The following is a 24,062-nucleotide window of genomic DNA, read 5'->3' as shown; positions in this document are numbered from 1 at the left end:
TTACCTAGCCCTGCGGCCCTTGACCGAGCAAACGAGTTATCTTGAAGCTCTGCCGACAACAGAATTGAACTCGGTCGCAGGCCCCTGCTTGATATGCTGCACAGCCGCCGCATCCTTGAGAAAACTCAAACTGCATCGGATCAAAATCGCATTCTTTTCGGGCGTGGCTCGCTATTGCGGCTGCCTCGGCATTTCTGCCTCACCCCCGGGAGCGGTAAAGAAAATGAAAGTCGACACGCGGCGGTCAAATAGAGCCAAGCTTTGTCTTTCTATCTCGCGCAATGACACTGCACGAAGACAACCGGCCGTCGCTAGTCGCTACAGGGAACGCAGCCATCACTGGTGGGCCAGCTGCTTACTGGGACGCACCTTTGAAGGTACTGATCTCGGCTGCAAGTTCGGAAATGTTCAGTGCAAGCCGGCTCGTCGTCGGAGGTGCCACCATTGCCCTGAACGGAATCATTGGAAATTTGCGCGTGGTCTTCAATTGCAGCAAGCGACCGTCTGCGACATCCGCCTCGAAACGCTCTGTCGGCAGAAGTGTTATGCCCAGGCCCGACATCGCGAGAGAGGCTGCAACGCCCATGCTTTGACAAGTTCCGGCATACTCGGTCCGCTCGTTGTCACCGAACCACTCTGTAATCGTGGCGGTGTGAAAACTTTCCTTCGCCAATGAGATGATTGGAAGATCGGCAAGCTCCGCCGGGGAATAGATCGTCTCGCTGTCGCACAATGTCGGGCTGGTCATCCACGCGAATTCGACCGACCCAAGGTCTCTGACAAGATATCGGGCGTTATTGCTGCCACCTGGCGCCAGAACCATGTCCAGGCGGCCCGTATCCAGACCTTGTTCAAGCTGGCGTGTCAGGGCCTCTTCGATCTCGATATGAACTCTGGGAAACCGAGCCCGCATTTCCGTGACAAACATGGGCAACCAGCTCATCGAAATGACTTCGGCAACCCCTATCCTGATCCGTCCAGAGCTGGTTCCAACTTCCGCCAGGTGCCCCGACATGTCAGCGGCACCGCGCAGGATTCTTTCGACGTAAGGGATCAGATCCCGGCCGGTTTCCGTAACTTTTACCTGCCCGGGTGATCGGTCGAACAAGGTGACGCCCAGTTCTCGCTCCAATTCCTGTATTCGCATCGAAACCGTGGACTGGGTCGAGTTCAGCTTCTCGGACGTGGCTTTGAAGCTGCCGAGCCGCACTGCCCAGAAAAAGGTTTCAAGTCTGCGAAGGTTCATGGCTGCTATCCTGGACGTCACCCTGTTCCGTTTTTCTGTTCCTCAGATCAGCAAAAGGCAAACAATAATGATGCTGGCGGAAACAAGCGTATGCATCATGCAGAACCCCATGATGTCGCGGGCCTTAAGGCCGGCGATCGCAAGGATCGGCAACGCCCAGAAAGGCTGGATCAGGTTCGTCCATGCGTCGCCCCAGGCTGTCGCCATGGCGACACGTGGAATATCCGCCCCAAGTTGCTGTGCGGCTTCCATCATGATCGGCCCCTGCACGGCCCATTGGCCACCACCCGACGGAATGAACAGATTGAGAAACCCGGCGGACAGGAAGCTCCAGACTGGCAGGGTTGTTGCGGATGCGACGTTGATGAAGAAATCGCTCAGCGCGGCGGACAACCCGGACATCGACATGATCCCCATGATCCCCGCGTAGAAGGGGAACTGGATCACGATGCCCGAGACATGTTTGACGCCTTCGTTCAGTGCCGCAAGAAACCTGCGAGGCGTGCCGTGGAGAATGATGCCGACCGACAGGAACAACAGGTTGACCACGTTGATGTTCAGGCCAGACTTCCCGGTCCACAGGCTATGAACCACGTAGATCAAGGCGGTACCGCCGATAATCAAGGACAGCAGCCAGCTGTTCTCGATGCGATCGGCCAGCGTTTCATTCCGGTCGTCCACATTGGTCTTTTCTTCTTCCAGCAACTTTTCGGCGTCGACGAAAACCGGATTGTCGATACCGCGTAGCATCAGAAGGTTTATGGCTGGAACGGCAATGAAAAGAGCTATCACGATTGCGAGGTTGAACGGCGTGAACAGCGTGGAGGATATGGGGACGACCCCGATGCTTTCCTCAAGGAAATGTCCTGGCGTGGCGATAAGCAGCGGGATGGACCCCGACAGGCCGCCATGAAAAACGAGCCATCCGGAATAGGCGCTCGCGACGAGCAGACGATAGTCGACATTCTGCACCCGTATCGCAATCCGTCGGGCAAGCACGGCGCCAACGATCAGGCCCAAGCCCCAGTTGAGCCAAGACGCGGTCAACGTACCGAGACACACCAGGAAAATAGCCTTTACCGGCGTGGTTGCCAGCGAAGCAAAGCTATTGAGAAGACGACTGAAAAGCGGGGTGGTGGACAGTACGAAGCCACTGACGACGATCAACACCATTTGCATGGCGAACGCCAAAAGGTTCCAGATTGAATCGCCCCAGTACGTCATGACGTCCGCAGGCGATGACTTCATGAAGACCATCGCGGCGACAGCCGAAAGTATTGTCAGGATGTAGGCGAAGAGCAGTGGATCAGGCATCCATCTTTCAACTGCCCGGACAGAAATCTTGAAAGTCGTTTTGAACATACGGCACCCTCCCGAAGCGCATATCGAGGCTTATCGGACCGAGAAAATGTGCTGCGGCATTGTGAAAGTGTTCGTGAGCGCGCTCCTCCACACGCCACGCTTCGTCATGCCGCATCAGGCAAGCATCCTCGCGGTATTTCTCCGATCTCGGATTGAATATTGAGCGGCTCCTCAACCGCTACGCTGTTGATGAAACCGAAACGGATCGCTCTTCTCAAGCGAGTTAATCTGTTACTCGCCAATCAAATTTCTTGAAGCCTGAATGCAATTGCCACCGGATTCACCACGTGCTCGGAGCCCATGCACCTTCAGGCGCGGCTCGCAATCGGGCACAGTAAACTTAAGCGCCTCCAATGAAGGCATTTGAGTAGATCGCGATGTTCAGGCGGCTTCGACTTGAGCGATTTCGCATCACGTGTCCGCTGCGGCGGCTCGAAGCTCGCGGAAATTAGCAGGTGTCATCTTGTGTCGGGGCGGTTCAGAACAGATTGGCAATGGGATCGTGATTAGAAACAAATCTCTGGACATGACAGGGGTATTTGAACAGTTTCATCATCCACTCGCGGCGCCGGATTGCTTGATGGGAATTCTCCCCCGTTTGTTGAGACCTTTTCGTGAGCGATGCTCGACTAGGGGCATGACCTCCCGTTTTGCGGCACCACATGAGCGAAGTTTGTCGGTGATTATGACCCGCGAGGTCTCCTTTTGCCGCTTTAGAAGTTCACGAACCACGCGTTTGGGGGCACGGGCATCGCGGCGGCTTTGGACAAGAACATCGAGGACGATACCATCACAGTCTACTGCCCGCCAAAGCAGCGAAAAAACAACTCAGGAATTTTAACATCAGACAAATTATGCGAACTAAAGTTCACACCTGAGCGCATTCTAAATTGCGCTGCGACGCCCAGAAAGTGCCTCGAATGGCGGATCCCAGCCGAAGCCTTCAGCGAAGAGATGATGAAACTGACGTAGCGAAAACCACTCCTAGTCGTGCCAGTCACAATTTCGTTATTCATCCGCAAATACACTGCGAAGGAAATCCAGAAGTTCCAGCACCTCTGCACGCTTCCAAGTTTGTTCCGACGCCATCATGTAGTAATCTCCCAACCGGACATCGCTTGGGATCACCTCGACGATATGGCCTTTCTTCAGCGCCGGTTGCGCGATCAAGGTGCTGACCAGCGCCACACCTTGTCCATACCTCGCACCCTCGATGGACAGGTTGCCTTGCCAGAGCTTCACGCCCTGCAACTCGGGGATCTGGGTCATGCCTGCCTTGGTAAGCCAGTTTTCCCACTGACGGGTGTTTTTTTCGTGGATCAGCGGCAGCGAGGATAGCATGTCCAAGGTCATCTCGCCCCGCACACCGTCCATAAAGGTCGGGCTTGCAACGGCAATGATTCTGGGGCTGGCGAAAATCTCGGCGGTGAGGCCGGGGATATCGGGAACAGTCTCGCTGTAGGTCAGTTCGACATCGGCACCGTCCTTTAGCATGTCCGCTCCCAGAAGCTGAGGCTGCAAGGTCAGGTTTCGAACGCCGATCCTGCTTTCGATTTCCGAAAGCATCCCGAGAATGCGCCGTGTCGCCAGACCAGGCTTGCACGAAATGTGCAGGGTATTCTCGGGTTTCCTTTGCAACTCCGCCGAGGCCGCAACGATAATACCGAAAGCCCGCCGTATCTGTTGAGCGTATCTCTGCCCCTCTTTTGTCAGTACGATATTCCTGCCGGATTTTTGAACCAGCTTCACCTTCAAGAAATATTCGACGTTCTGGATGTGGCGCGACACCACCGTATGAGAGATCGATAGCTCTTCCGCGGCCTCTCGCACCAGCCCGTGACGCGAAAAAGCTTCGAAAGCACGCAAAGACGTCAGGGGAGGTGTACTCCTTGAGGCATTCATTCGGGGCAAGCTCCGCCGCTTGACAATGAGTAAAAGCCCTGCTCGGGGAAACATGCTTACGCGACGTGAAAACGGCAGAACCGGTGCAGAATATGCAACTATTCACGGTTGTCAAACTGCTTGTGGCAACTGCGGTTCATGCCGATCCTGACGCCACCAAAAAAGCAGCAGAGGCAGCAAATGTCAGGCATAAGCAACAAGGCCGCCATTGTCGGATTGCACGAGTCTCCCTTGCGCAAGGCGCCGGGAGTTCATCCATTTCGCATCATGATGGACAGCGTGAATGCCGCGCTGGGGGATGCCGGCCTGACGGTTGACGATGTCGACGGGCTATGCGTCGCGTCCGGAGACTGGGCCGAGGGTGGAGCCGTCGAAAGCGTCACCGAATTCGCGGACTATGCCGGCATCACACCCACGTGGTTCAACGGAACCGACGTGGGTGGTTGCTCCTACATCGTTCATGCCGGCCACGCAGCTGCCGCCATCGCGACGGGCATGGCTGATGTCGTTGTAATCACCTATGCTGCCTGCCCCCGCTGGTGGCCGCTGGACACGCCCTCTTTCGACCCGTTCGTGCTACCCGCGGGTCCGGGGCAGTTCGAACTGCCCTATGACCCTACCCTTATCTCGACCTACGCACTGATGGCGCAGCGGCATATTTCCGAATACGGCACCAAGTCCGAGCAACTCGCGGAAATCGCGGTGACTTTCCGCCGCCATGCGGACCACAATCCGCAAGCCAAGATGCACGGCCCCTTGACGATAGATGATGTGCTCAGTTCGCCGATGGTGGCCAGCCCCCTGCACAAGTTCGATTGCTGTCTGGTGACGGACGGGGGCGGTGCGATCGTGATGACCAGTGCGGAACGCGCAAGGGACTTGCGCCGCAAGCCTGTCTACCTGACCGGCTTCGGATCGGCCGTCCGGCGCACGCAGATCAGCCAAATCCCCGAAGACCTTTCCACGCCAGCCCGTGTATCCGGAAAGCGCGCCTTCGACATGGCCGGCCTCGGTCACGCTGATATCGACGTGGCACAACTTTACGACGCATTCACGATCACACCGCTTCTGGCCTTGGAAGACCTAGGCTTCTGCAGACGTGGTGAAGGGGGCGACTTCGTGTCGGACGGCAACCTTGGCATTGGCGGTGCATTGCCCTGCAACACCGATGGTGGTGGGCTCTCTTCCAACCATCCGGGCAAGCGCGGGCTTTTCGCGCTCATAGAAGGCGCACGGCAACTCCGGAGCGAAGGACCGGGCGTGCAGGTAGAAAACGCGGAAACAGCCTTGGTACACGGGCTTGGCGGCACCTTCTGCGCCTCTGCCACTGCGATACTCACGGTCTGAGGAGGCATATGATGAAACCTGTGATCGACAACGACAGCGCCCCTTTCTGGGATAGGTTGAAAAAACGGCAGCTTCTGATCCAACGCTGCCCGGCGACCGGGAAATACCAATGGTACCCACGCGGCCATTCCATCTACGCCCCGGGCGTTTCCCCTGAATGGGTCGAGGCGAAGGGCACCGGCACACTGTTCTCCTACACTGTTATCCATGTCGGCAATACGAAACGCCCGCCCTACAACTGCGCAATGGTCCGTCTCGACGAAGGGGTGATCATGCTCTCGTCGCTGCGCGACGTAGATCCCACGGATATGTACGTGGGTCTGCCCCTGCGCGTTTGCTTCGAGCCGCTGGATGACGAGATCGACCTGCCCGTCTTTCGTCCGGCCTAGCTTTTCAAATGCCAGCCTGGCGCCACTCCGTTGACTCTGCCAAATAAGGTGACTTCCATGTCTCAAGTCTACTTCGACGAAATCCCACCGGACGCCAGATACGTTTCGTCGCGTGTCACAATCACAGAAACCCATATCGTCACGTTTGCCGGCCTGACCGGGGACTTCAATCCATTGCACATGGACGAAATTGCCGCCCAGGAGTCCGGTTTCGGCAAGCGCATCGCGCACGGGATGCTCGGCTACTCGCTTTCCACGGGACTCCGTTCCGGTATCGACGATTGGGCCATCATGGCCTTCCTGCAGACTTCGCGCGCCTTTTCCGGCCCGATCCTGATCGGTGACACGGTCCATTACCGCGCCACGATCCTGGAAAAGCGCCCCTCCAGCTCGAAGCCCGATCGTGGTGTGGTGCGCGTGGGTATCGAGCTCGTGAAACAGGATGACAGCATCGTGCAGCATGGCGAGGACACCTTTCTCGTTGCGCGCGAAGGGGGGGAATGATCAATGCGCGGGCTTGCAAAGAAAACCGCTCTTGTAACCGGTGCGGCAGGTGGAATCGGGCGCGCCGTGGCCGCTCGCCTAGCGGATGAAGGCGTCAGGGTCATCGCGGCGGATCGTGACCACTCAGCCACGCAAGAGGTCGTAACAGGCCTCTCCTCGCCAGCTATCGCCGTGGAGCTGGACGTGGCCGAGCGCGCCAGCTGGGAAAGAATGATCGCCCAATTGCCAGCCGAGTTCGCCGAGATTTCCATCTTTGCGAATATCGCAGGCATTAACCGCGACCGTTCCCTGATGAAGATGCAGGACGAAGAGTGGGACTCGGTAATCAACGTCAATCTTCGTGGCTCGTGGCTGGGGTGCCAGACCGCGCTTCGCCAGGTCGCAGAGCACGGCAAGGGCGGCGCCATCATCAACATCGCTTCAACGGCGATCTTCGGCACATACGGCCAAGCGAATTATTCTGCGTCGAAGGCCGGTATAACCGGCCTGACCCGGACCGCCGCGATCGAGGGCGCACGGCACAACATCCGCGTCAACGCGATCGCGCCGGGTGTCATCTCCACACCAATGGTCATGGCCGTCCCCGACGACATACGCGCAAAATGGACCGATCAGATCCTTGCCGGCCGTTTTGGCGACCCGGAAGAAATCGCGGCCGTGGTGGCATTCCTCGCCTCTGAAGACGCGTCCTACATTACCGGCCAGACACTCGTCGCCGATGGCGGCGCCACGACCGGCGATTTCTAGAAAGGAAAGAGACATGAGCGACATGCCCCTTCCCCCTGTCAACGAGAGGATGCTCAAGGCGGGCAACAAGCTCGCCGGAGGTGAAATCCTGCGACTGCGCAACGGCCGCATAGAATGGTTGGCTTTCAACCGCCCCGAGTCGCTGAACGCGATGACCAGCGCCATGGAGGCAGCGATGGTCGACGTTTTTCAAGAGCTTGAGAACGATACATCCGTGCGGGCGCTTGTCCTGACCGGCATCACGGGCAAGAAGCCCTCCTTCATGGCAGGCGCGGACATGGGCGACCTCGGTGCGGTTACAAGCCCCGAGGCGGCGCTGGCTGCGGAGACCCAAGCCGAAGCCGTCACGACCGCGCTGGAATCCCTGCGCGTGCCCTCTGTTGCGGCGATGAGCGGCCCTTGCGTCGGCATGGGCGCATTGATCGCGGCCAGTTGCGATGTGCGTGTTGCGGCGCCTTCTTTGCGGTTCGGTTTTCCCATCGCCCGCACGGTGGGCAACTGCCTCTCGGCCCTCAACTTCGCCCGGCTGACGGCAATGGTCGGCCCCGCGCGCACCAAGGAAATGGTGTTTTCGGCGCAGCTTCTTTCGGCCGAGTCACTTCTATCCGCCGGAGCGCTGCGCGAGGTTTCAACCGACGAAGCGACATTCCTGCCCCGGGTGCACGATATTGCAGAGGAACTAGCGGCCCTTGCGCCTCTAACCCTCTCGGGCACGAAACGCTTGCTGAACCGCATGCGCGACGCCACGATCAGCAGCGTCAAAGACGAGGACGTTTTGATGAATTGCTATATGTCGCGCGACTATCAGGCCGCCATCGAGGCCTTTACGACGCGCCAAAAGCCCGAGTTCGAGGGCCAGTGAGCCCTCAGCCGGTTCAGACGATGCAGGAAATCAAGCACGGTCTTCCGTCAGTCGCGCCATCGCCGAGACGGTCGCACTGGCAGGGCAACTACAGGTTATGCGTCGCCGCTCCGGACTGGATCGACCTGTACGGCCATATGAACATGGCCTGCTACGCAATGGTCCTCGATCTGCTGGGTCATGATATACTCGAAGATTGCGGCTTCGGCGAGAGTTGGACACGTAAGACCCAGCTTGGGTTGTTCACCGTTCAAGCCAACATCCGGTACCACCGCGAGATACGCCAAGGCGATCCGCTGAGGATCACGATGGTTCTCAATCGCCATGACGATAAGCGTATTTTCGCGGAGCTGAGAATGCACCAGGACGAAAAAGGTTACCTGGCCGCTACCATGGATCAGGTTTCGATCTGCGCCAGCCTGGACACCCGTCGCGCGATGCCTTTCCCCGAAGCGGACCGCGCAAGGATCGCCTCGCTTCTGTAAATCGCTCCGCAAGCGAAAGGCGTCCGACGCTTATCTGAGCCGCACCCTTCAGGCCGTGTAGAGGCCACTGTACTCAGACCGCAACTGTGCCTTCTGTACCTTGCCCATTGTATTGCGCGGCAAAGCATCGAGAAAGATCACCTTTTTCGGCAGCTTGAACGCCGCGAGCCTGTCACGCAGCGCCGCCTGGACCCCCTGCTCGTCGATGGCCGATCCCGGTTCCGCGACGACGACCGCTGTAACGGCCTCGCCGAAGTCGGCATGCGACAGGCCGATGACGGCGCTTTCAACAACGCCGTCAAGCGCATCTATCTCTGTTTCGACTTCCTTCGGATAGACGTTGTAACCACCGGAAATCACTAGGTCCTTGCCGCGCCCGACGATCTGCAGATAGCCGTCCTCGGACAGGGACCCGAGGTCGCCGGTGATGAACCAGCCATCGGGGTGAAACTCGGCCGCGGTCTTCTCCGGCAAACGCCAATACCCCTTGAAGACATTCGGTCCTTTGACCTCGACCATGCCGATCTCGCCTTGTTGGAGGACCTCATCGCTGCCCGAGCGGGTGATGCGTACCGCCACGCCCGGCAATGCCGGACCCACGCTGCCCGGACGGCGCTCGCCGTCATACGGGTTGGAGGTGATCATGCCGGTCTCTGTCATTCCATAGCGTTCCAGGATCGCGCAACCGGTGCGTTCCGTCCAGGCAATGTGTGTCTCAGCCAGCAAGGGAGCCGAACCGCAGGTGAACAGGCGCATCCCGGCGACAAGCGACCGGTCCAGCCGGTCATCCGAAAGCATCCTCGTATAGAACGTTGGTATACCCATCATCACCGTGGCGTGCGGCAGAAGCGCGTTCGCGCCATCCAAGTCGAACCTGGACTCGAAAAGCATATGCGCCCCTGCCATCAACATGACGTTGCAACCGACAAAGAGCCCGTGCGCATGAAATATCGGCAGCATGTGCAACATGACGTCCCGGTCCCTGACCTGCCAGAGGTCCGCCAGCGCAGACGCGTTGGAGATCAGGTTGCCATGCGTCAGCATCGCCCCCTTTGGCTTTCCGGTCGTGCCGGATGTGTACAGGATCGAAGCCACCTCATCGTCGGCGGTGGGATAGATTTCGAAACACGGCTCCGAAATGGCGTCCGGCAAGCTGCCCGCACCATTCCGGTCGAGCGTGAGTACCTCCGCACCGATATCGTCCGTGACGGGACTTATGACCGCGACATCATCCGGGTCACAGACAACCAGTCGCGCACCTGTATCCCGAAGAAAGTATTCCACCTCCTGCGCCCGGTAGCCTGTGTTCAACGGCACGTAGATGACGCCTCGCTGCAGACACGCGAGGTAGAGCGCCAAGTTGACGACAGATTTCTCCACCTTGACGACAACACGGTCGCCTGCGCACAGGCCACGCTGCACGAGAACACCTGCCAGGTGTGCCGCCCTTGCGCCAAGTGCTCCGTAGGTAATCTGGTTCTCGCCGTCTGACCTCAGGGCCAGTGCCGGCAGGTCGGCTCGGCCCGCTAGGTCGAATTTCTCGATCAGATTGCTCATCGTCTGCCTCTGTCTCCCCGCCCCATCCGCACGTTCAAACGGCGCCTTCCGCGCGCAGCCGAGCAATCTCGTTGGCATCCAGCCCCAACTCTTCAAGGATCTCGTCCGTATTTTCGCCAAGCTTCGGGGCGGGTCTTTGCGGCAGGTCCGCTTCCCCGGGCCGGGCGATCGGCACTTTCACAAATCGCCGCCCCGAACCTTCCGGCACCTCGGATATCATGCCCCGATGGCAAACCTGCGGATCCTGTATCGCTTCGGCCACCGTATTGATCGCACTGGACGGTACGTCGGCGGCCTCGAGGATATCAAGCCATTCGTCCCTGCCACGCGCGGTGAATGCTTCAACGAGGATCGGCTCCAGCCGCGCGTGGTTCTTGGCACGAAGCGACCCTGTCGCAAAATCCGGCTCGTCCAGCAAGCGCGTAAGCTTCAGCGCGTCGCACAACCTTTCCCATTGCTCATGAGTGTCGACGCAGACCGCCAGAGGCTTGTCCGAAGTCGGAAACGCCTGGAACGGCGCAATCAACGGGTGGCGGCTTCCCAACCGGCCCGGCGTGTCGCCTGCAATGGCAGAGCGCGCGATGGCGTTTTCCATGAGCGCCAGCTGGCTGTCCAGCATCGCGACATCAAGCGTACCACCCGTTCCTGTCCGCCCGCGGCGCGACAAGTCGGCAAGAATGCCGATCACCGCGAAAAGCGACGCTGCGATATCTCCGATGGAGGCCCCGACCCGAGATGGGCCCCGATCCGATTCACCGGTGATGCTCATCATTCCCGAAAGCGCCTGTGCGATCACGTCAAAGGCCGCGCGTTTGCTGTATGGCCCATCCTGCCCGAAACCCGAGATCGACGCATATATCAACTTCTCGTTCAATTCACGCATCGTGTCTGCACCCAGCCCAAGTCGGTCCATCGCGCCGGCACGGTTGTTTTCCACCAGCACGTCCGCTTTTGCGGCTAGGCGACGAAAGATCTTCTTGCCGTCTTCGCTTTTGAGGTTGATCGTCATGCTGCGCTTGTTGCGGTTGACCGACAGAAAGTAAATGCTCTCATCCCCGTCGAACGGCGCGATGATACGGGTAAAGTCGCCACTGCCAGGGCGCTCGATCTTGATCACATTGGCTCCGAGCGCACCCAGGATCCACGTGCAGTATGGTCCTGAAAGCATATGCGTGACATCCAGCACAGTGATACCGGCCAGCGGTGCGGCACTATCTTCGGGAACAGCTTCGTTGTGCATTTAAACCTCTGTGATGGGTCGGGCCAAAATCGAAAAGAGCGCCGCCACCTTCGCGGATGGGGGCGGCGGAACGCCGACGACTGATTTGGGTCATTCCGGGCTTCCAGTGGACGTTCAAAGGTGAGTTTCCACCCTCTCCTGAGGGCTATTCTTCATAAAAAGTGTCTTCGTAACAATCAGTTATTCGCTGCCCAATAAGTGCCTAATCTGCACAGGTGGGGTTCGTTGCGCTCGAAAAACACAGGCGTCATACCTCTCGTAGTTTCGCCTCAGGCGCGTCTCGGCAACAAACGGCAGAACCATGCTATTCCGACGAGGCCAAGACCGGTAGCGACGAAAATGTACTGAAGGTCGAAGAAGATCAGCATAACGGCATATGCCCCGGCAGGAAAAACCTGTGCCGCTTCGCGGAACGTGTTGTAGACCGGAATCATCCTCGCTGCGTCCCGCGCGCGCACGGCGCGCAACACGGGTGTGTTGGCCACACTGTCGATCGCACTGACCGAAACCGCCGAGGCAAACATCGCGACTGCAAAGAGACCGAACGAATGCTGCGCCAGGAAACCTGCCACGCACGCAAAGAGCCCACAAATCGTATACGCCAGCGCCATGAACCGTCTCAGGCCAAGCTTTCTCGTCAATCCTTCCCATAGCGGTGCGCCAAGCAGTAGCCCCGAGGAAAGCGAGATCAAGATCCCGGCTTGGACCAAATCCACGCCAAGCGAGACTGCAAGCAGGGGCGTGTAGACGAAAAGCATCTGCCACCACATCGCGCGTCCGATCGCGAGGATCCAGGCCGCACGCAACCGGGCCGAGGCCAGGAAATTGCGAAGCGCGAAACCCTTGTGCGAAGGGTGCCGCATGCGCGCCAGACGTTCCGTCGTTCCGGCGGAAATCGCGACCAGAACCGGCGCCAGACAGGTGCATGCCGCCATCGATGCAAAAACAAGCGCAACCAGTCCGTGATCCTGCATGGCCGTGCCGATCACGGGCCCAAGCATGTAGGATGGCGCGGCCAGCATGACGCGGCGGGATTCATACGCCTTGTGATCTCTCCTTGGGATCAGCCCCAGAACGGCCATGTTGCTCGCGTTCTCGAAGAAAAGCACCATGAGTACGTATAGGGTCAGACCGGCAAACAGACTGACGAGACCGGGTATCAGGAAAGTCAGCCAGCAGGATATCCCCAACAGCGCGCAAGCAATCAGCGTCCCGGCCAAGCCAATGCGTGGCAACAAGCGCGGCAGTGCAATTCCGGCGGCGAGGGACAGGCAACTCGTACCCATGTAGAGAGCACTCACAAGCCCCGGATCCCCTAGCCGCCCAAGTGCTATCGTGGGGATGATCGAGATCGGCAGGCAACGCGCAAAGGTGCTGACCGCATAGGACAGTCCAAGCGTCCACATGCTGCGCGTCGCGTGGCTCGCGTCTTCCGAGCGGCTCAGCCTTTTGCCATGATACGGCATTGATCGGCGGGCAGTTCCAGCATCACCTGGTCTCCCGGCGCTGGTTGTTGTTCAGGCGGGACCATCACCCGCATCTTTGTACCAGTCGTCAGTTCGGCCAGTATATCACGAGTTTCCCCTAGGTAGGCAGACCGGATTACAGTTGCCGGCAGGCCGTTTTCAAGCCCGGCCGGAAGGCTGTTTCCATCGTGAAGGCGCGTTTTGGTCGGGCGGATGGCCAGAATCGCGCCGCCGCCTTCGCTGACGTCGTTGGTGTCCTGTCCCCTGATTACCCGGTCACCAATGCGGATCGCCGATTTTCCGGCACTTACGCCAGGAACGATATTGTTCTTGCCAATGAAGCCGGCAACGAATTCGTTTTTGGGGCGCTCGAACACTTCGGTTGGGCTGTCGAATTGCTGTAACTCGCCATCCTTCATCACCGCGATCCGATCCGCGGTGACAAGCGCCTCCGACTGATCGTGGGTCACGTAGACTGTCGTAATTCCCATTTCGTCATGCACGCGGCGGATCTCGAAGCGCATCTCGTCGCGCAGCGCGGCGTCAAGGTTCGACAGCGGTTCGTCCAGCAGCAGGATTTCCGGCTGCACGGCCAGCGCCCGCGCCAATGCGATCCGTTGCTGCTGGCCGCCCGACATTTCAGACGGGTAGCGATCTGCCAGCGGGCCCAGGCGCACCGCGTTCAATGCAGCCATGGTCCCTTCCCGCACATCATTGCGCGAAAGGCGCTTTACCTTCAGGCCGAAAGCGACGTTGTCAGCCACCGTCATGTGCGGCCATACCGCGTAGTTCTGGAATACAAGCGACGCCCCACGCTTTTCCGGCGGGATCACCGATGTCGGAGATGACAACAGGCGGTCGCCAGTCCAGATCTCGCCGCTAGTGGGCATTTCGAATCCCGCCAGCATCTGCAAGGTCGTGGATTTGCCGCAACCGGATGGACCGAGAAGTGCCAGCAACTGGCCATCCTCAAGGTCCAGCGTAAGATTTCGAAGGGCTTGAAAGTTACCGAAGCTCTTGCTGAGCTCTTTGATGCGAATTCCGCTCATGAGTTTTCTTCCATGGTCTGTATTTTTCGGGTTCGGCGACTGCCCTGACCGACAAAAAGCCGGGCCAGAAGAACGATGACCAGGGTACCGGCGAGCAACACGACGCTGGTGGCAGCCACGGCTTCGTAGTTTCCGCCGTCTTTGTAATTGTAGATCAGCGTGGTCATCACGTTGGTCTGCGGAGAGACCAGGAATATGACCACGGACAGTTCCCGCATGATCGGAATGAAGACGAGCAGCCAGCCGGAAATGAGGCCAGTTCGCATCAACGGTGCCGTGATCGACAGGAACGCCCTGATTTCACCTGCACCGACACTGCGCGCCGCCCGTTCCAGATCGGCACTGATGCCCTTGATCGTCGTCGTCGCCTGCGAATAGGCGATCGGCAGAAAGGTTGCGACAAACGCGATGATGACAAGCATCGACGTGCCGTAGAAACCAAAGGGTGGGCGCGTATAGGCCGAGAAAAACCCGACGGACAGCACGATCCCCGGGATGATGATCGGCATGGTCGCCAGCGCACCAAGTATAGCGGCACCGCTGAATAGTTTGCGCTCCGAGATGAAGGCAACGACCGTGCCCAGGATCATCCCCAGGGTGGCCGCCAAACCGGCATAAACCAGCGAGTTGATCATGGCGCGTTGCGTTTCGCCGTTTTCCCACAGCGCCCAGCGATACCAGTCGAGCGTAAAGTTATCGAGGCTAGGCCCCATGCCCCAGGCCTTGGAAAGCGATACGAGGATCAGGGCCGCGAACGGCAGGAACACCGCCGTGACCGGAACGATCATCGCAAACGCAAAGCCGACCCAACGCGCGCGTGCGCCCAGCTCGATCCGGCGGGTGCGGAGCGATTTTCCCCCGATGGTCACGAACTGGCGCCGTCCAAGCAGCCGGCGGCGGACCCAGAACAGGCCGCCCGTGACGACAAGCAGAGGCATGCAGTAAGCTGCGGCAAGGAAGATTTCCGGTGGGAATAGCTGGTAGAACTCGGCAAGCTGCGTGGTTACGACCCGCGTGCCCGACGGTGTCAGCAGGAATGCCGGAACGCCGAAAAGCGTCATCCCCTGGATGAAGGACAGGATGAACCCGACCAGAAAGGCCGGACGCGCCAACGGGATGGTGATGGTCAACATGGTGCGCCACTTCCCAGCCCCCAATGTCGTGGCGGCGTCTTCCAATTCCACGGCCATCTCGTCGAACGCGCTTGCCACCAACGAAAAAGTGTAAGGCACCGTGTAGATCGAGCAGACGAATATTGTCCCCGTCATTGTGTAGATATCGAACAACGGCCAGTCGCTCGACGTCAGGTTCTGCCATCCGACATTCAGCCAGCCGGCTCTCGGTGCGGCGAGCAGGATCCAGCCAAGCGCACCGATGAACGAGGGTGTAACGAAGGCCGTCATCGTCATCGCCCTTACCAGGCCCCTGCCTGGCATGTCCGTGCGCGAGACCAGCCAGGCAAGCGGTACGCCGATCAACGTCGAGAAGAAAGCGACGGAAAAGGCAACGATCAGCGAATTTACGATGGGGACCCACAGCGAAGCACTGGAGAATATCCGCCTGTAATTGACCAGCGACAGTTTCTGCGTCGTGTCATCGTGTACGCTGTTCCACAATATCCAGCCCAGCGGATGCGCGACGAGCAGCAAAAGCGTGACGATGACGACCGAAATAACAAGCCAGCGTGGCAGATTGTGCGAGACCAGGCCGAACAGGTCGGCGCGGGAGTGGGAGCTCATGTCAGACTCTCAGATATCGGAGAAGAGTAGCGCCGCGCTAGCGGCGAAAGACAATCCCGCCCTATTCGAAAACAGAGCGGGATTGTTGCGGCTGCGATGGTCAGCCTACGATGTTTTTCCACTTGTCGATAGCTTCTTTCATCGCTTCGTCCAGCCCTTCGGACGGGTTCCGGTACCAGCTGATCTGGTCCAGGCTGAGGTCACCGGCCCAGGGGACATCGCTGCGCAGTGTCGGCCAGTTGTTGGCGACAAGCACAGCCGACGCTTCCGGCGAGTACAGGAACTGGTTGAACAGCTGACCCGCATTTGGGTGCGGCGCCTTGGCAGGGATCCCCGTGATACCAAGGTTCAATACGGCCTCGTCGGAGGGGATCGTGATATCAATGGGGTTGCCGGCGGCTTTCTGCGTCAGCGTGTAGCTGTAAGGCGCGCTGGCGCCGACTGTACGCTCGCCAGCCAGAATGTCGGTAACCGAGTCTACGCTGGATTGGCCGATTTTCGGGTTTTGCGCAGCAAAATCCCGCAGGAAATCGTCACCGAATTTCGCCAGCATCGCGACGGTCCAGTGGGCAACGTCGCCCGAATGCGCCGGGCTGCCGCAGGAAATTTCTCCGGCAAAGTCGCCGCCGACCATCTCGGCCCATGATTGCGGCCCCTTTACATCCGCGGCGCGGTTGATGCAGATTAGGCTAATGGCCCCAACATGGTACATGTCGTCCTCGTCAAGCGTGCGGAACGCCTCGGGAATGATGGCGCTCTCGGTTGGCTTGTAGGGCTGCAAGGCATCTATTGCCTTTAGTTCCCGGTAGTGCAGCGCGTTCGTGGTACCCAGAGAGTCGCACTGCACCGCATCGTTCTGGAGTTCGAGGCGCAGGCGGGTGTAAACTGTCTGTGACGCTTGGCGCAGCAGGTTCACGTTGATGCCCGGATACTTGGCGGTGAACGCGGCGATCAGTTCGTCGATGGTTTTTTGCTCGTAGGAGCCCCAGTAAAGGTTTACTTCACCTTCTTCCCGGGCCGCTTCGTAAAGGGGATCGTGCTGGGCCAGAACCGGCCGAATTCCGAGGGCGGACGCGACACCGACCGCGGCGCCGGACGACAAAAGTGAGCGACGTGTTATCTTTCTCATTTTAGAACTCCTGTTGGCTTATCTGATCGTTCTTGCGGTCAAACCTTATGCTCCCGACGACACCAAACAAGCAGTTTCAAGCGGGGGGATTAGTGCGCAGAGTGCACATATTCCTCTGCACGAGAAAAGACCCAAGGCCGCTGGCCGAACCGCGAATTTCACGGTGAACAAGACCATTGATTCCGCTGTTTCGGGCCGCGGTGACCGGTTCGTGTGCAGCAAGAGAACTTTCCTGGCAGCAGGGCTACAGAACGCCTCTGAAACACGGACCGGAACAGTCGGCGGCACCCATGTGCCTGGACGCGAGCGCCATGCCCAAAGCGGCGCCGTCCTTTCAATTTGCTGACGATGCACACGCTGTGGCTTCTGGTAGGCCCGCGGTCATTAGCCACCTTCGCGCAAACAGGCGCAAATGTTGAAACTAAGCGATTCGTCCCATGCAGACATTCTTGATCTCAAGATAGTCATCGATCCCGTGTTTCGATCCTTCGCGACCGAGCCCTGATTGCTTGATACCGCCAAAGGGCGCGACCTCGGTCGAAATCAACCCGGTGTTGACACCGACCATACCGCATTCCAGCGCTTCGGCCACGCGCCACACACGCGACAGATCACTGGCAAAGAAATAAGAGGCAAGGCCGAAATCACTGTCGTTCGCCATCCCAATGACGTCAGCTTCGGTCTCGAACCGCACGAGCGCGGCCAGCGGACCGAATGTCTCCTCGTGGCAGACCCGCATGTCGTGCCGCACGTTACGCAAAACCGTCGGCTCGAAAAACACCCCACCGGCGTCTGACCGGGCGCCACCTACCGTAACCTGCGCGCCTTTATCAACCGCATCCACGATGTGGGCCTCGACCTTTCGAACCGCCGCTTCGCTGATCATCGGCCCGGTCGTCACCCCCGCGTCAAAACCGTTGCCCACCCGAAGGTCCCCCACCCGGCGCGTCATCGCCGCGGCAAAGCGGTCGTATAGTCCGGACTGAACATAGATGCGGTTGGCACAGACGCAGGTCTGCCCATTGTTACGAAACTTCGCAATCATCGCGCCCTCGACCGCGGCATCGAGATCCGCGTCATCAAAGACAATGAACGGCGCATTGCCTCCCAGTTCAAGCGACATCTTCTTGATCGTGCCCGCCGCCTGCTCCATCAGAATCTTGCCCACGCGGGTCGACCCGGTGAAGGTGATCTTGCGAACCCTGGGATTGATGCAAAGCTCTTTCCCTACGCCCTTTGCATCTGTCGACGGAACGACGTTCAAAACACCGGCCGGCAGCCCTGCGCGCTCGGCCAGCACGGCAATCGCCAGCGCCGAAAGCGGGGTCAGTTCGGACGGGCGCGCAACAAGTGTGCAGCCCGCGGCCAGTGCCGGGGCCAACTTGCGCGCGATCATCGCGTTTGGGAAATTCCATGGCGTTATCGAACCGACGACACCGACGGGCTGTTTCAGCACCATGATCCGCGTGTCACGCTGGTGGCCGGGAATGACCTCACCGTAGACCCGCTTGGCCTCTTCCGCGAACCATTCGATGAAAGAAGCACCGTAAAGGATCTCTCCCCGCGCCTCGGCCCGGGGTTTACCCATTTCCGCCGTCAGAATCGTCGCCAGATCGTCGGCATTCTCCAGCATCAGATCATAAAGCTTTCGCAACTGCCCGCCGCGTTCCTTGCCGGTCATGGCGGCCCAGCCCGGCCCCGCTTCGTGTGCGGCATCGACGGCCTTTGCCGTTGCATTTGCATCAAGGTCCGCGACCTGCGCAAGCAGATTGCCGGTCGCCGGATCGTAGACGTCGAATTTCCTCGCGTGGGCGATCCAGCGTCCGTTTACGAAGGCCCGCGTCTCCAGAAGGCCCGGATCCTTCAGCATCAGTGGCAAAAGACCCTTCACTTCACGCCTCCCTTGACTGCATCGATTGAAGCTTCAAGGATGTCCAACCCTTCGGCGAAAACACTGTCAGGAATGGTCAGCGGCGCGAGGAAGCGAATGACATTGCCGAACACACCGCAGGTCAACAGGACCAGCCCGCGATTCAGGGCTTCGGACCGAATCGCATTGGCCAGTTCGGGGTTTGTCTCTCGGCCATCGGCCGTGTTGAACTCCGCAGCGACCATGAAGCCCACGCCGCGAACCTCAACCATTTCCGGCACCCGGGACTGAATAGAGTTCAATCTCTGCCGAAGCCGGGACCCCAACTCGTTTGCCCGATTGCACAGGTCCTCCTCCTCGATCACGTCCAGGACGGCATGAGCAGCCGCGATGCCGAGAGGATTGCCGCCATATGTACCGCCAAGACCACCGGGCGCAGCGGCGTCCATGATTTCGGCCCGTCCGGTGATCGCCGCTAGCGGCAGACCGCCCGCCAGACCCTTGGCCATGGTCGTTATATCTGCGGCCACGTCGTAGCTCTCCATCGCAAAAAGATGCCCCGTCCTGGCAAAGCCCGTCTGCACCTCGTCGGCGACAAAGACTATTCCATGTGCGTCGCACAGATCGCGCACCCCCCGCATCAGTTCCACAGGTGCCGGGTAGAAGCCGCCTTCTCCCTGGACCGGCTCAAGTATGATCGCGGCCACGCGATCCGGGTCCAAGTCGGACTTGAACAGTTTCTCGATACCCGCCAGCGCGTCCGCGGTGGTGGTGCCATGCAGCCCGACAGGAAACGGCACGTGGTAGACGTCGGGCATCATCGCGCCGAAGCCCTGCTTATAGGGCGCAACCTTGCCGGTCAGGCTCATTCCCAAGAACGTCCGTCCATGAAAGCCGCCCCCGAAAGCGATGACCGCCGACCGCCCGGTAGCGGCCCGCGCAACCTTGATCGCGTTCTCGACCGCTTCCGCACCGGTCGTGACGAAAACCGTCTTCTTGTCGAAGTTGCCCGGCACCTTTTCATTTAGTCTTTCGGCCAGGTGAATGTAGTTTCCGTAAGGCAACACCTGGTGGCAAGTATGTGTGAACGCGTCGGACTGGCGCCGCACTGCCTCCATGACCTTGGGATGGCAATGCCCGGTGTTCACCACTGCAATTCCTGCGGCAAAATCGATATACCGGCGCCCTTCAACATCCCAGACCTCGGCCCCGGACGCGCGCTTGACATATATTTGCGTTTGCATACCGACACCCCGCGAAATGGCGGCATCTCGACGGGCGGACAGTTCGGCGTTGAGCATTGTTATTGATCCTTGGTTGGCGCACGCATTGCGGCGCGTGTTCGAAGCCGGCAAAGATTATTCTGTTGATTTCTGTACGAAAGTCCTTTTCATGAGCTCTTCAAATAATTGGAATCTAAAGGTCTGAAAATTGGTGTTGGTGTATAATGAACAAAACTAACACCCCGCACGATGGCGAGGATCTGGGCGTGCGGCTGCGCGCGGTCCGGGAATGTGCCGGAAAATCTCAACGTGCTCTGGCCAGGCAGACGGGCGTGCCGAACTCGACGATTTCCCTTATCGAATCCGGCAAGATGAACCCCTCGGTCGGCGCCCTGCGACGCATCTTGGACGGCATTCCGATTAGCCTTTCCGAGTTCTTCGCATTTCAGCCGGAACCCGAGAGGACCAATTTCTATGCGGCCGAAGACCTGACCGAGATCGGTAAGGGTAAACTGTCTCTGCGGCAGGTCGGCTCAAATCTTTTTGGCCGGCAAATGATGATCCTGCACGAGACCTACGACATCAACGCGGACACCGGTCGGGTCATGTACGGCCACCAGGGCGAGGAAGGCGGCATTGTCATCTCAGGCCGGGTCGAGATAACTGTCGGTTCGGAACGCAAGGTGCTGGGTCCAGGAGATGCCTATTACTTCGACAGCCGCGCACCGCATCGGTTCAGGCAGGTAGGCCCGGACAAATGCGTTCTGATCAGCGCATGCACGCCGCCTAGTTTCTAGCAACCCAACGTTGCACTGCCCGAGTCCCGCCTGATCGAGGCGTACCGGCACGAAAGTTGCCATCAGTCCGTTGCCAAGCGCAATTAGCGCCTCTCCGGCGACGAGCCCTCCAACCTGAACATAAGGACTTGGCCACGGTCGCTTGGCTTCCGTTACGTCTCGCGTTTTAGTCATCTCGCTCCTGATTTGACTGCAAGTTGGGGCCAATTCTCCATAGGCGCGTACCATTGACGCGGCCTCCGCCATCGCCCGATCCATTGTTTAGATCAAGTACTGTTACCTCAACCGAACTCCGTAGCCTCACGTCTACCTATTTCGGGTTTGTTCGTATTAAGTTTCTCGCCAGCGCAGCAATCAGATCCGTTCTTGTGACAATGCCGATTATCCGGCCGTATTCGATGACGGGCACAGCATCCGTCCCTCCGTCGGCCATCATCGGCAGCAACGCCCCGATGGGCGTATCGGCCATCGCACGGGGACCGGCGACACTCATGATATCCCCAGCCTTTGTCGGATTTTCGCGGCTTCGGTCCAGCAGGCGTCGCAAGGCGGCTGCGTATCCGCGGTCAAGACGCAAGGCATCCTCTCTTGCCTGGCGGATCAAGTGGATCTGGAAGATGACTCCAAGGAACTTCTCGTCCTGCTCGACGACAGGAAGGGACGTGAAACGATGCTGCCGGAACAGGTCCGCGACATCGCTCAGCGGCGTTTCGGGGTGGATCGTGACAAGGTCGCGAGACATGATGTCTTGCGCCGTCACCGGAACGGAGTGATGTGCCGCGGCCTGCATCTCCGCTGCCCCGATCAGGCGCGCCAGGTCCTCGACCCCAAGGTTGAAGGACTGGCTGTAGCGCTCTAGGATGTTTGTCAGTTCTTCCTCGGACAGCCCTAGCCGATCGGTCGGATTTCGGTCGCCAGTCCCGTGCTGGCTTGGGTCATCGAACTGCCGAAACGGGTAGTGCCGCCCCGTCAATCGCGCATAGATCGTCGCAAGAACCACAAGCGCCAGGGTACCCACGCCAATCGGCGCAATCGCGAACCAGAACCCCAGATGCGCGATGGCATCGGGCGACAGGGCCGCCGTCATGGCCACCGCACCCGCCGGCGGGTGGACGGCGCGACACAGCATCGTCGCGGTTACGGCCAGTCCCACGGCAAGGCCGACCCTCAGGGCGGGATCGTCGACCCATAGGCAAACGGCGACTCCGACCAGTGCTGCTATCGTATTGCCGACAATCGCGGACCAGGGTTGCGCGAGCGGACTGTTCGGGATCGCGAACAACAGAACGGACGTGGCGCCGAAGGGGGCGACAAGGTACAGCCCTAGTTGCAGGTCGACAGTCGGCGACAGCACGAGCAGTCCGGTCAGCCCCAGCCCGATCAGGGCACCAAGCCCTGCTCGAAAGGCCTCGACGCCGGAAACACGCGCAACCGCAGGGCCAAGTGATTTCAGAATGTGCAACGACACGCCTCCCGGCAAGATATGCACAAACTTTCATCACAGTGCGAAAGGTTCAATAGGCCGAAGGCACAATGACTTCTGCCCTATGACAAACCATGCCTCCGATCCTGCCCTGTCAGAGGCACTCATCGGTTTGACGAGGCTGCCTGCGCCTGAGGTCGAGCGTTCCTTCGATTTCATCCAATCCCGGAAGGAGAAAGCAGAGCGCGGCGGTTCGGACTGCTCATATCAAGAGTCTCTACGGCGACGTAATCGGTGGCGGCTTCCGGCGTTTACCCGAAATCGCATTGCCGGCAATCGCCAATAGCAGCACGCCACCGCCGATCAAAGTATTGATGCTCGCCGTCTCGCCGAGAAACAACCAGACCCAAACCGGCCCCAGCAGCACCTCAGCCAACGAGAGCAAGGCCAACTCAGCAGCGGGAAGACTACGAGACCCCAGCGTGTAGAGGATCAGTCCAGCTCCGACCTGGAACAGACCCATCCCCATGGCGACCCCGCCATCGTTCCAAGTCAGAACAAGTGACTGCCCTAGCATCAGGCATATGGACGACGTGATGATGATCGCGAAAATGCCTGACAGGAAAACAGCCGGAAGCATTTCCCCTGTCCGCCCCCAACGCAGCGCGACGGTGAACACGGCAAACCCGAACGCCGATCCGAGCGCTGCAAGACTGCCCGCCAGAACCACACCGCCGGATTTATCGGCCACCATGATGCCGATACCACCAATGGCAACCGCGATGGCAATCCAGGTAGCGGGTCTGACGGGCTCTCGCAAAACGAGCCACCCCAGGACCGCAGCCATGAACGGCGCCGTCGCGAATAACAGCATCGCATTTGCGACCGACGTGTTCTGTATCGCGAATATGCCCCCCGAATACGCGGCAACCAGCGACAGTCCTGCGACAATGGCAGGCCCGCCGATACGACCGGCCTGCGCGAATGGGCTTTCACCTGACCTGACACGAATGACGACATACAGGAACAACGACATGCTGATGGAGCGATACAGCAGGATCTGCCAGACCGATGCGTCCTCGATCAGGCGGATCCCGAGACCGACCGTCGACCACAGAACGCCTGCTGCGAACACGAACAGCACGCCATATCTGTGGCTCTCTCCGTGCGAAGCGGGTTGATCAATAGACGTCATTTGGATCCAATCTGGAAAACCTGACCGGCAAGGCAGAGCGAAGCAGGTCTATGCCCCTCCTCTGGCCGCCATTGCGAACTTACCTCTGTGTCTAAGCGAGTTCCTACAGAACGGCTATAGCACTCGCGGCAATTCGAACGCATCAGCAGTTCCATTTACTGTCGGGGCATAGGCAGGTGCAGGTCTACCCTTACCCATTAAAGTTTCAGCAATATCAACTGCCATATCTCCCGGACACGGGGAGAAAGACATGGACCATACCCGGACCTCGAAAACCGGCACTTGGCGCGCTTCAGCCGAAGAAACGAGGCGAGAATACACCTCATTTGCTTTAGCCGGGCTAAGGGTCCGGCACTACGTAGGCGTGTTTCAAAGAGTCGAGCGCGCAAAGAACCCAACGTTTCTGGCGACCATCCTGCTCCACGGGTTCGAGCGGGCGCTGGAAGTCAAGTTTGTCTAACGTCAGCACCTACCGGACAGATTTAGGTGTTTGAGGGACGGAGGATTTCTGGTTCATCGAAGCCATAATG

General features: G+C 59.1%; 22 protein-coding genes. 8 read left to right on the top strand and 14 right to left on the bottom strand.

Annotated elements, in window-relative coordinates:
* Positions 1-355 precede the first annotated feature (355 nt).
* The 4 genes from RBB18_RS08205 to RBB18_RS08190 all read right to left on the bottom strand — a co-directional run bounded on the left by RBB18_RS08205 (position 356) and on the right by RBB18_RS08190 (position 4,510).
* On the bottom strand, positions 356-1,246 hold the full coding sequence (locus RBB18_RS08205; protein WP_146050073.1) for a LysR family transcriptional regulator: 891 nt from the start codon (positions 1,244-1,246) through the stop codon (positions 356-358).
* Positions 1,247-1,288: 42 nt separating this feature from the next.
* Entirely contained in the window at positions 1,289-2,608 is a 1,320-nt protein-coding gene (locus tag RBB18_RS08200; protein WP_103764461.1) for a short-chain fatty acid transporter, read from the bottom strand.
* A 552-nt stretch (positions 2,609-3,160) separates the two neighbouring features.
* Positions 3,161-3,424 (bottom strand): DDE-type integrase/transposase/recombinase, encoded by a 264-nt coding sequence (locus tag RBB18_RS08195; protein ID WP_371931615.1) that lies wholly within the window; start codon positions 3,422-3,424, stop codon positions 3,161-3,163.
* A gap of 192 nt (positions 3,425-3,616) precedes the next feature.
* Positions 3,617-4,510 carry a LysR substrate-binding domain-containing protein gene (locus tag RBB18_RS08190; protein ID WP_306112019.1) on the bottom strand — a complete coding sequence of 298 codons (894 nt, stop codon included), beginning with the start codon at positions 4,508-4,510 and terminating at the stop codon, positions 3,617-3,619.
* 180 nt (positions 4,511-4,690) lie between these two features.
* Here RBB18_RS08190 and RBB18_RS08185 point away from each other — a divergent pair, with 180 nt between their 5' ends.
* From RBB18_RS08185 to RBB18_RS08160, 6 genes are read left to right on the top strand one after another with little or no spacing between them, the layout of a single operon-like run.
* Positions 4,691-5,857: an acetyl-CoA acetyltransferase gene (locus RBB18_RS08185; protein ID WP_103764473.1), complete on the top strand. Its 1,167-nt coding sequence runs from the start codon at positions 4,691-4,693 to the stop codon at positions 5,855-5,857.
* 11 nt (positions 5,858-5,868) lie between these two features.
* Positions 5,869-6,246: a Zn-ribbon domain-containing OB-fold protein gene (locus RBB18_RS08180; protein ID WP_211286181.1), complete on the top strand. Its 378-nt coding sequence runs from the start codon at positions 5,869-5,871 to the stop codon at positions 6,244-6,246.
* 57 nt (positions 6,247-6,303) lie between these two features.
* Positions 6,304-6,750, top strand: coding sequence for a MaoC/PaaZ C-terminal domain-containing protein (locus tag RBB18_RS08175; protein WP_103764457.1), 447 nt, complete (start codon positions 6,304-6,306; stop codon positions 6,748-6,750).
* 3 nt (positions 6,751-6,753) lie between these two features.
* Positions 6,754-7,497 (top strand): SDR family oxidoreductase, encoded by a 744-nt coding sequence (locus tag RBB18_RS08170; RefSeq protein ID WP_103764456.1) that lies wholly within the window; start codon positions 6,754-6,756, stop codon positions 7,495-7,497.
* A 13-nt stretch (positions 7,498-7,510) separates the two neighbouring features.
* Positions 7,511-8,359: an enoyl-CoA hydratase gene (locus RBB18_RS08165; RefSeq protein WP_306112018.1), complete on the top strand. Its 849-nt coding sequence runs from the start codon at positions 7,511-7,513 to the stop codon at positions 8,357-8,359.
* Between the two features lie 20 nt (positions 8,360-8,379).
* The gene (locus tag RBB18_RS08160; protein ID WP_103764455.1) at positions 8,380-8,844 is read left to right on the top strand and encodes a thioesterase family protein; all 465 of its coding nucleotides are present in this window, start codon (positions 8,380-8,382) and stop codon (positions 8,842-8,844) included.
* Between the two features lie 48 nt (positions 8,845-8,892).
* Here RBB18_RS08160 and RBB18_RS08155 read toward each other — a convergent pair whose 3' ends face one another.
* From RBB18_RS08155 to RBB18_RS08130, 6 genes are all read right to left on the bottom strand, one after another.
* On the bottom strand, positions 8,893-10,401 hold the full coding sequence (locus RBB18_RS08155; protein ID WP_306112017.1) for an AMP-binding protein: 1,509 nt from the start codon (positions 10,399-10,401) through the stop codon (positions 8,893-8,895).
* A gap of 34 nt (positions 10,402-10,435) precedes the next feature.
* Entirely contained in the window at positions 10,436-11,641 is a 1,206-nt protein-coding gene (locus RBB18_RS08150; protein ID WP_103764453.1) for a CaiB/BaiF CoA-transferase family protein, read from the bottom strand.
* 269 nt (positions 11,642-11,910) lie between these two features.
* Positions 11,911-13,047 (bottom strand): hypothetical protein, encoded by a 1,137-nt coding sequence (locus RBB18_RS08145; protein WP_306112016.1) that lies wholly within the window; start codon positions 13,045-13,047, stop codon positions 11,911-11,913.
* A gap of 35 nt (positions 13,048-13,082) precedes the next feature.
* The gene (locus RBB18_RS08140; RefSeq protein ID WP_306112015.1) at positions 13,083-14,156 is read right to left on the bottom strand and encodes an ABC transporter ATP-binding protein; all 1,074 of its coding nucleotides are present in this window, start codon (positions 14,154-14,156) and stop codon (positions 13,083-13,085) included.
* The gene (locus RBB18_RS08135; RefSeq protein ID WP_306112014.1) at positions 14,153-15,805 is read right to left on the bottom strand and encodes an iron ABC transporter permease; all 1,653 of its coding nucleotides are present in this window, start codon (positions 15,803-15,805) and stop codon (positions 14,153-14,155) included. The genes RBB18_RS08140 and RBB18_RS08135 overlap by 4 nt, the downstream gene beginning before the upstream one ends.
* A 190-nt stretch (positions 15,806-15,995) precedes the next feature.
* Entirely contained in the window at positions 15,996-16,997 is a 1,002-nt protein-coding gene (locus RBB18_RS08130) for an ABC transporter substrate-binding protein (RefSeq protein ID WP_306121242.1), read from the bottom strand.
* A 40-nt stretch (positions 16,998-17,037) separates the two neighbouring features.
* Here RBB18_RS08130 and RBB18_RS08125 point away from each other — a divergent pair, with 40 nt between their 5' ends.
* Positions 17,038-17,370 carry a hypothetical protein gene (locus tag RBB18_RS08125; RefSeq protein ID WP_306112012.1) on the top strand — a complete coding sequence of 111 codons (333 nt, stop codon included), beginning with the start codon at positions 17,038-17,040 and terminating at the stop codon, positions 17,368-17,370.
* A gap of 75 nt (positions 17,371-17,445) precedes the next feature.
* On the opposite strand, the gene RBB18_RS08120 is transcribed toward RBB18_RS08125, so the two are convergent.
* Entirely contained in the window at positions 17,446-18,894 is a 1,449-nt protein-coding gene (locus tag RBB18_RS08120) for an NAD-dependent succinate-semialdehyde dehydrogenase (RefSeq protein WP_103764471.1), read from the bottom strand.
* Positions 18,895-18,911: 17 nt separating this feature from the next.
* A complete protein-coding gene (locus RBB18_RS08115) occupies positions 18,912-20,195 on the bottom strand; it encodes a 4-aminobutyrate--2-oxoglutarate transaminase (RefSeq protein ID WP_103764448.1) in 1,284 nt (427 codons plus the stop codon).
* Between the two features lie 146 nt (positions 20,196-20,341).
* Here RBB18_RS08115 and RBB18_RS08110 point away from each other — a divergent pair, with 146 nt between their 5' ends.
* Positions 20,342-20,914 carry a cupin domain-containing protein gene (locus tag RBB18_RS08110; RefSeq protein ID WP_103764447.1) on the top strand — a complete coding sequence of 191 codons (573 nt, stop codon included), beginning with the start codon at positions 20,342-20,344 and terminating at the stop codon, positions 20,912-20,914.
* Positions 20,915-21,224: 310 nt separating this feature from the next.
* Here RBB18_RS08110 and RBB18_RS08105 read toward each other — a convergent pair whose 3' ends face one another.
* A complete protein-coding gene (locus RBB18_RS08105; RefSeq protein ID WP_306112033.1) occupies positions 21,225-22,376 on the bottom strand; it encodes an HPP family protein in 1,152 nt (383 codons plus the stop codon).
* 238 nt (positions 22,377-22,614) lie between these two features.
* Positions 22,615-23,532 (bottom strand): DMT family transporter, encoded by a 918-nt coding sequence (locus tag RBB18_RS08100; RefSeq protein WP_103764446.1) that lies wholly within the window; start codon positions 23,530-23,532, stop codon positions 22,615-22,617.
* Between the last annotated feature and the right edge of the window lie 530 nt (positions 23,533-24,062).

The organism is Roseovarius sp. MMSF_3298 (assembly GCF_030733705.1).
GTDB classification, from domain to species: Bacteria; Pseudomonadota; Alphaproteobacteria; order Rhodobacterales; family Rhodobacteraceae; genus Roseovarius; species Roseovarius confluentis.
This window is presented reverse-complemented; position numbering and strand designations above follow the sequence as displayed.

Coding starts and splice junctions, on each gene's coding strand:
- RBB18_RS08140 (WP_306112015.1), bottom strand. CDS start 14,156: ATGAGCGGAATTCGCATCAAAGAGCTCAGCAAGAGCTTCGGTAACTTT.
- RBB18_RS08185 (WP_103764473.1), top strand. CDS start 4,691: ATGTCAGGCATAAGCAACAAGGCCGCCATTGTCGGATTGCACGAGTCT.
- RBB18_RS08190 (WP_306112019.1), bottom strand. CDS start 4,510: ATGAATGCCTCAAGGAGTACACCTCCCCTGACGTCTTTGCGTGCTTTC.
- RBB18_RS08180 (WP_211286181.1), top strand. CDS start 5,869: ATGAAACCTGTGATCGACAACGACAGCGCCCCTTTCTGGGATAGGTTG.
- RBB18_RS08200 (WP_103764461.1), bottom strand. CDS start 2,608: ATGTTCAAAACGACTTTCAAGATTTCTGTCCGGGCAGTTGAAAGATGG.
- RBB18_RS08205 (WP_146050073.1), bottom strand. CDS start 1,246: ATGAACCTTCGCAGACTTGAAACCTTTTTCTGGGCAGTGCGGCTCGGC.
- RBB18_RS08115 (WP_103764448.1), bottom strand. CDS start 20,195: ATGCTCAACGCCGAACTGTCCGCCCGTCGAGATGCCGCCATTTCGCGG.
- RBB18_RS08150 (WP_103764453.1), bottom strand. CDS start 11,641: ATGCACAACGAAGCTGTTCCCGAAGATAGTGCCGCACCGCTGGCCGGT.
- RBB18_RS08165 (WP_306112018.1), top strand. CDS start 7,511: ATGAGCGACATGCCCCTTCCCCCTGTCAACGAGAGGATGCTCAAGGCG.
- RBB18_RS08145 (WP_306112016.1), bottom strand. CDS start 13,047: ATGTGGACGCTTGGACTGTCCTATGCGGTCAGCACCTTTGCGCGTTGC.
- RBB18_RS08110 (WP_103764447.1), top strand. CDS start 20,342: ATGAACAAAACTAACACCCCGCACGATGGCGAGGATCTGGGCGTGCGG.
- RBB18_RS08175 (WP_103764457.1), top strand. CDS start 6,304: ATGTCTCAAGTCTACTTCGACGAAATCCCACCGGACGCCAGATACGTT.
- RBB18_RS08155 (WP_306112017.1), bottom strand. CDS start 10,401: ATGAGCAATCTGATCGAGAAATTCGACCTAGCGGGCCGAGCCGACCTG.
- RBB18_RS08170 (WP_103764456.1), top strand. CDS start 6,754: ATGCGCGGGCTTGCAAAGAAAACCGCTCTTGTAACCGGTGCGGCAGGT.
- RBB18_RS08120 (WP_103764471.1), bottom strand. CDS start 18,894: ATGCTGAAGGATCCGGGCCTTCTGGAGACGCGGGCCTTCGTAAACGGA.
- RBB18_RS08160 (WP_103764455.1), top strand. CDS start 8,380: ATGCAGGAAATCAAGCACGGTCTTCCGTCAGTCGCGCCATCGCCGAGA.
- RBB18_RS08100 (WP_103764446.1), bottom strand. CDS start 23,532: ATGACGTCTATTGATCAACCCGCTTCGCACGGAGAGAGCCACAGATAT.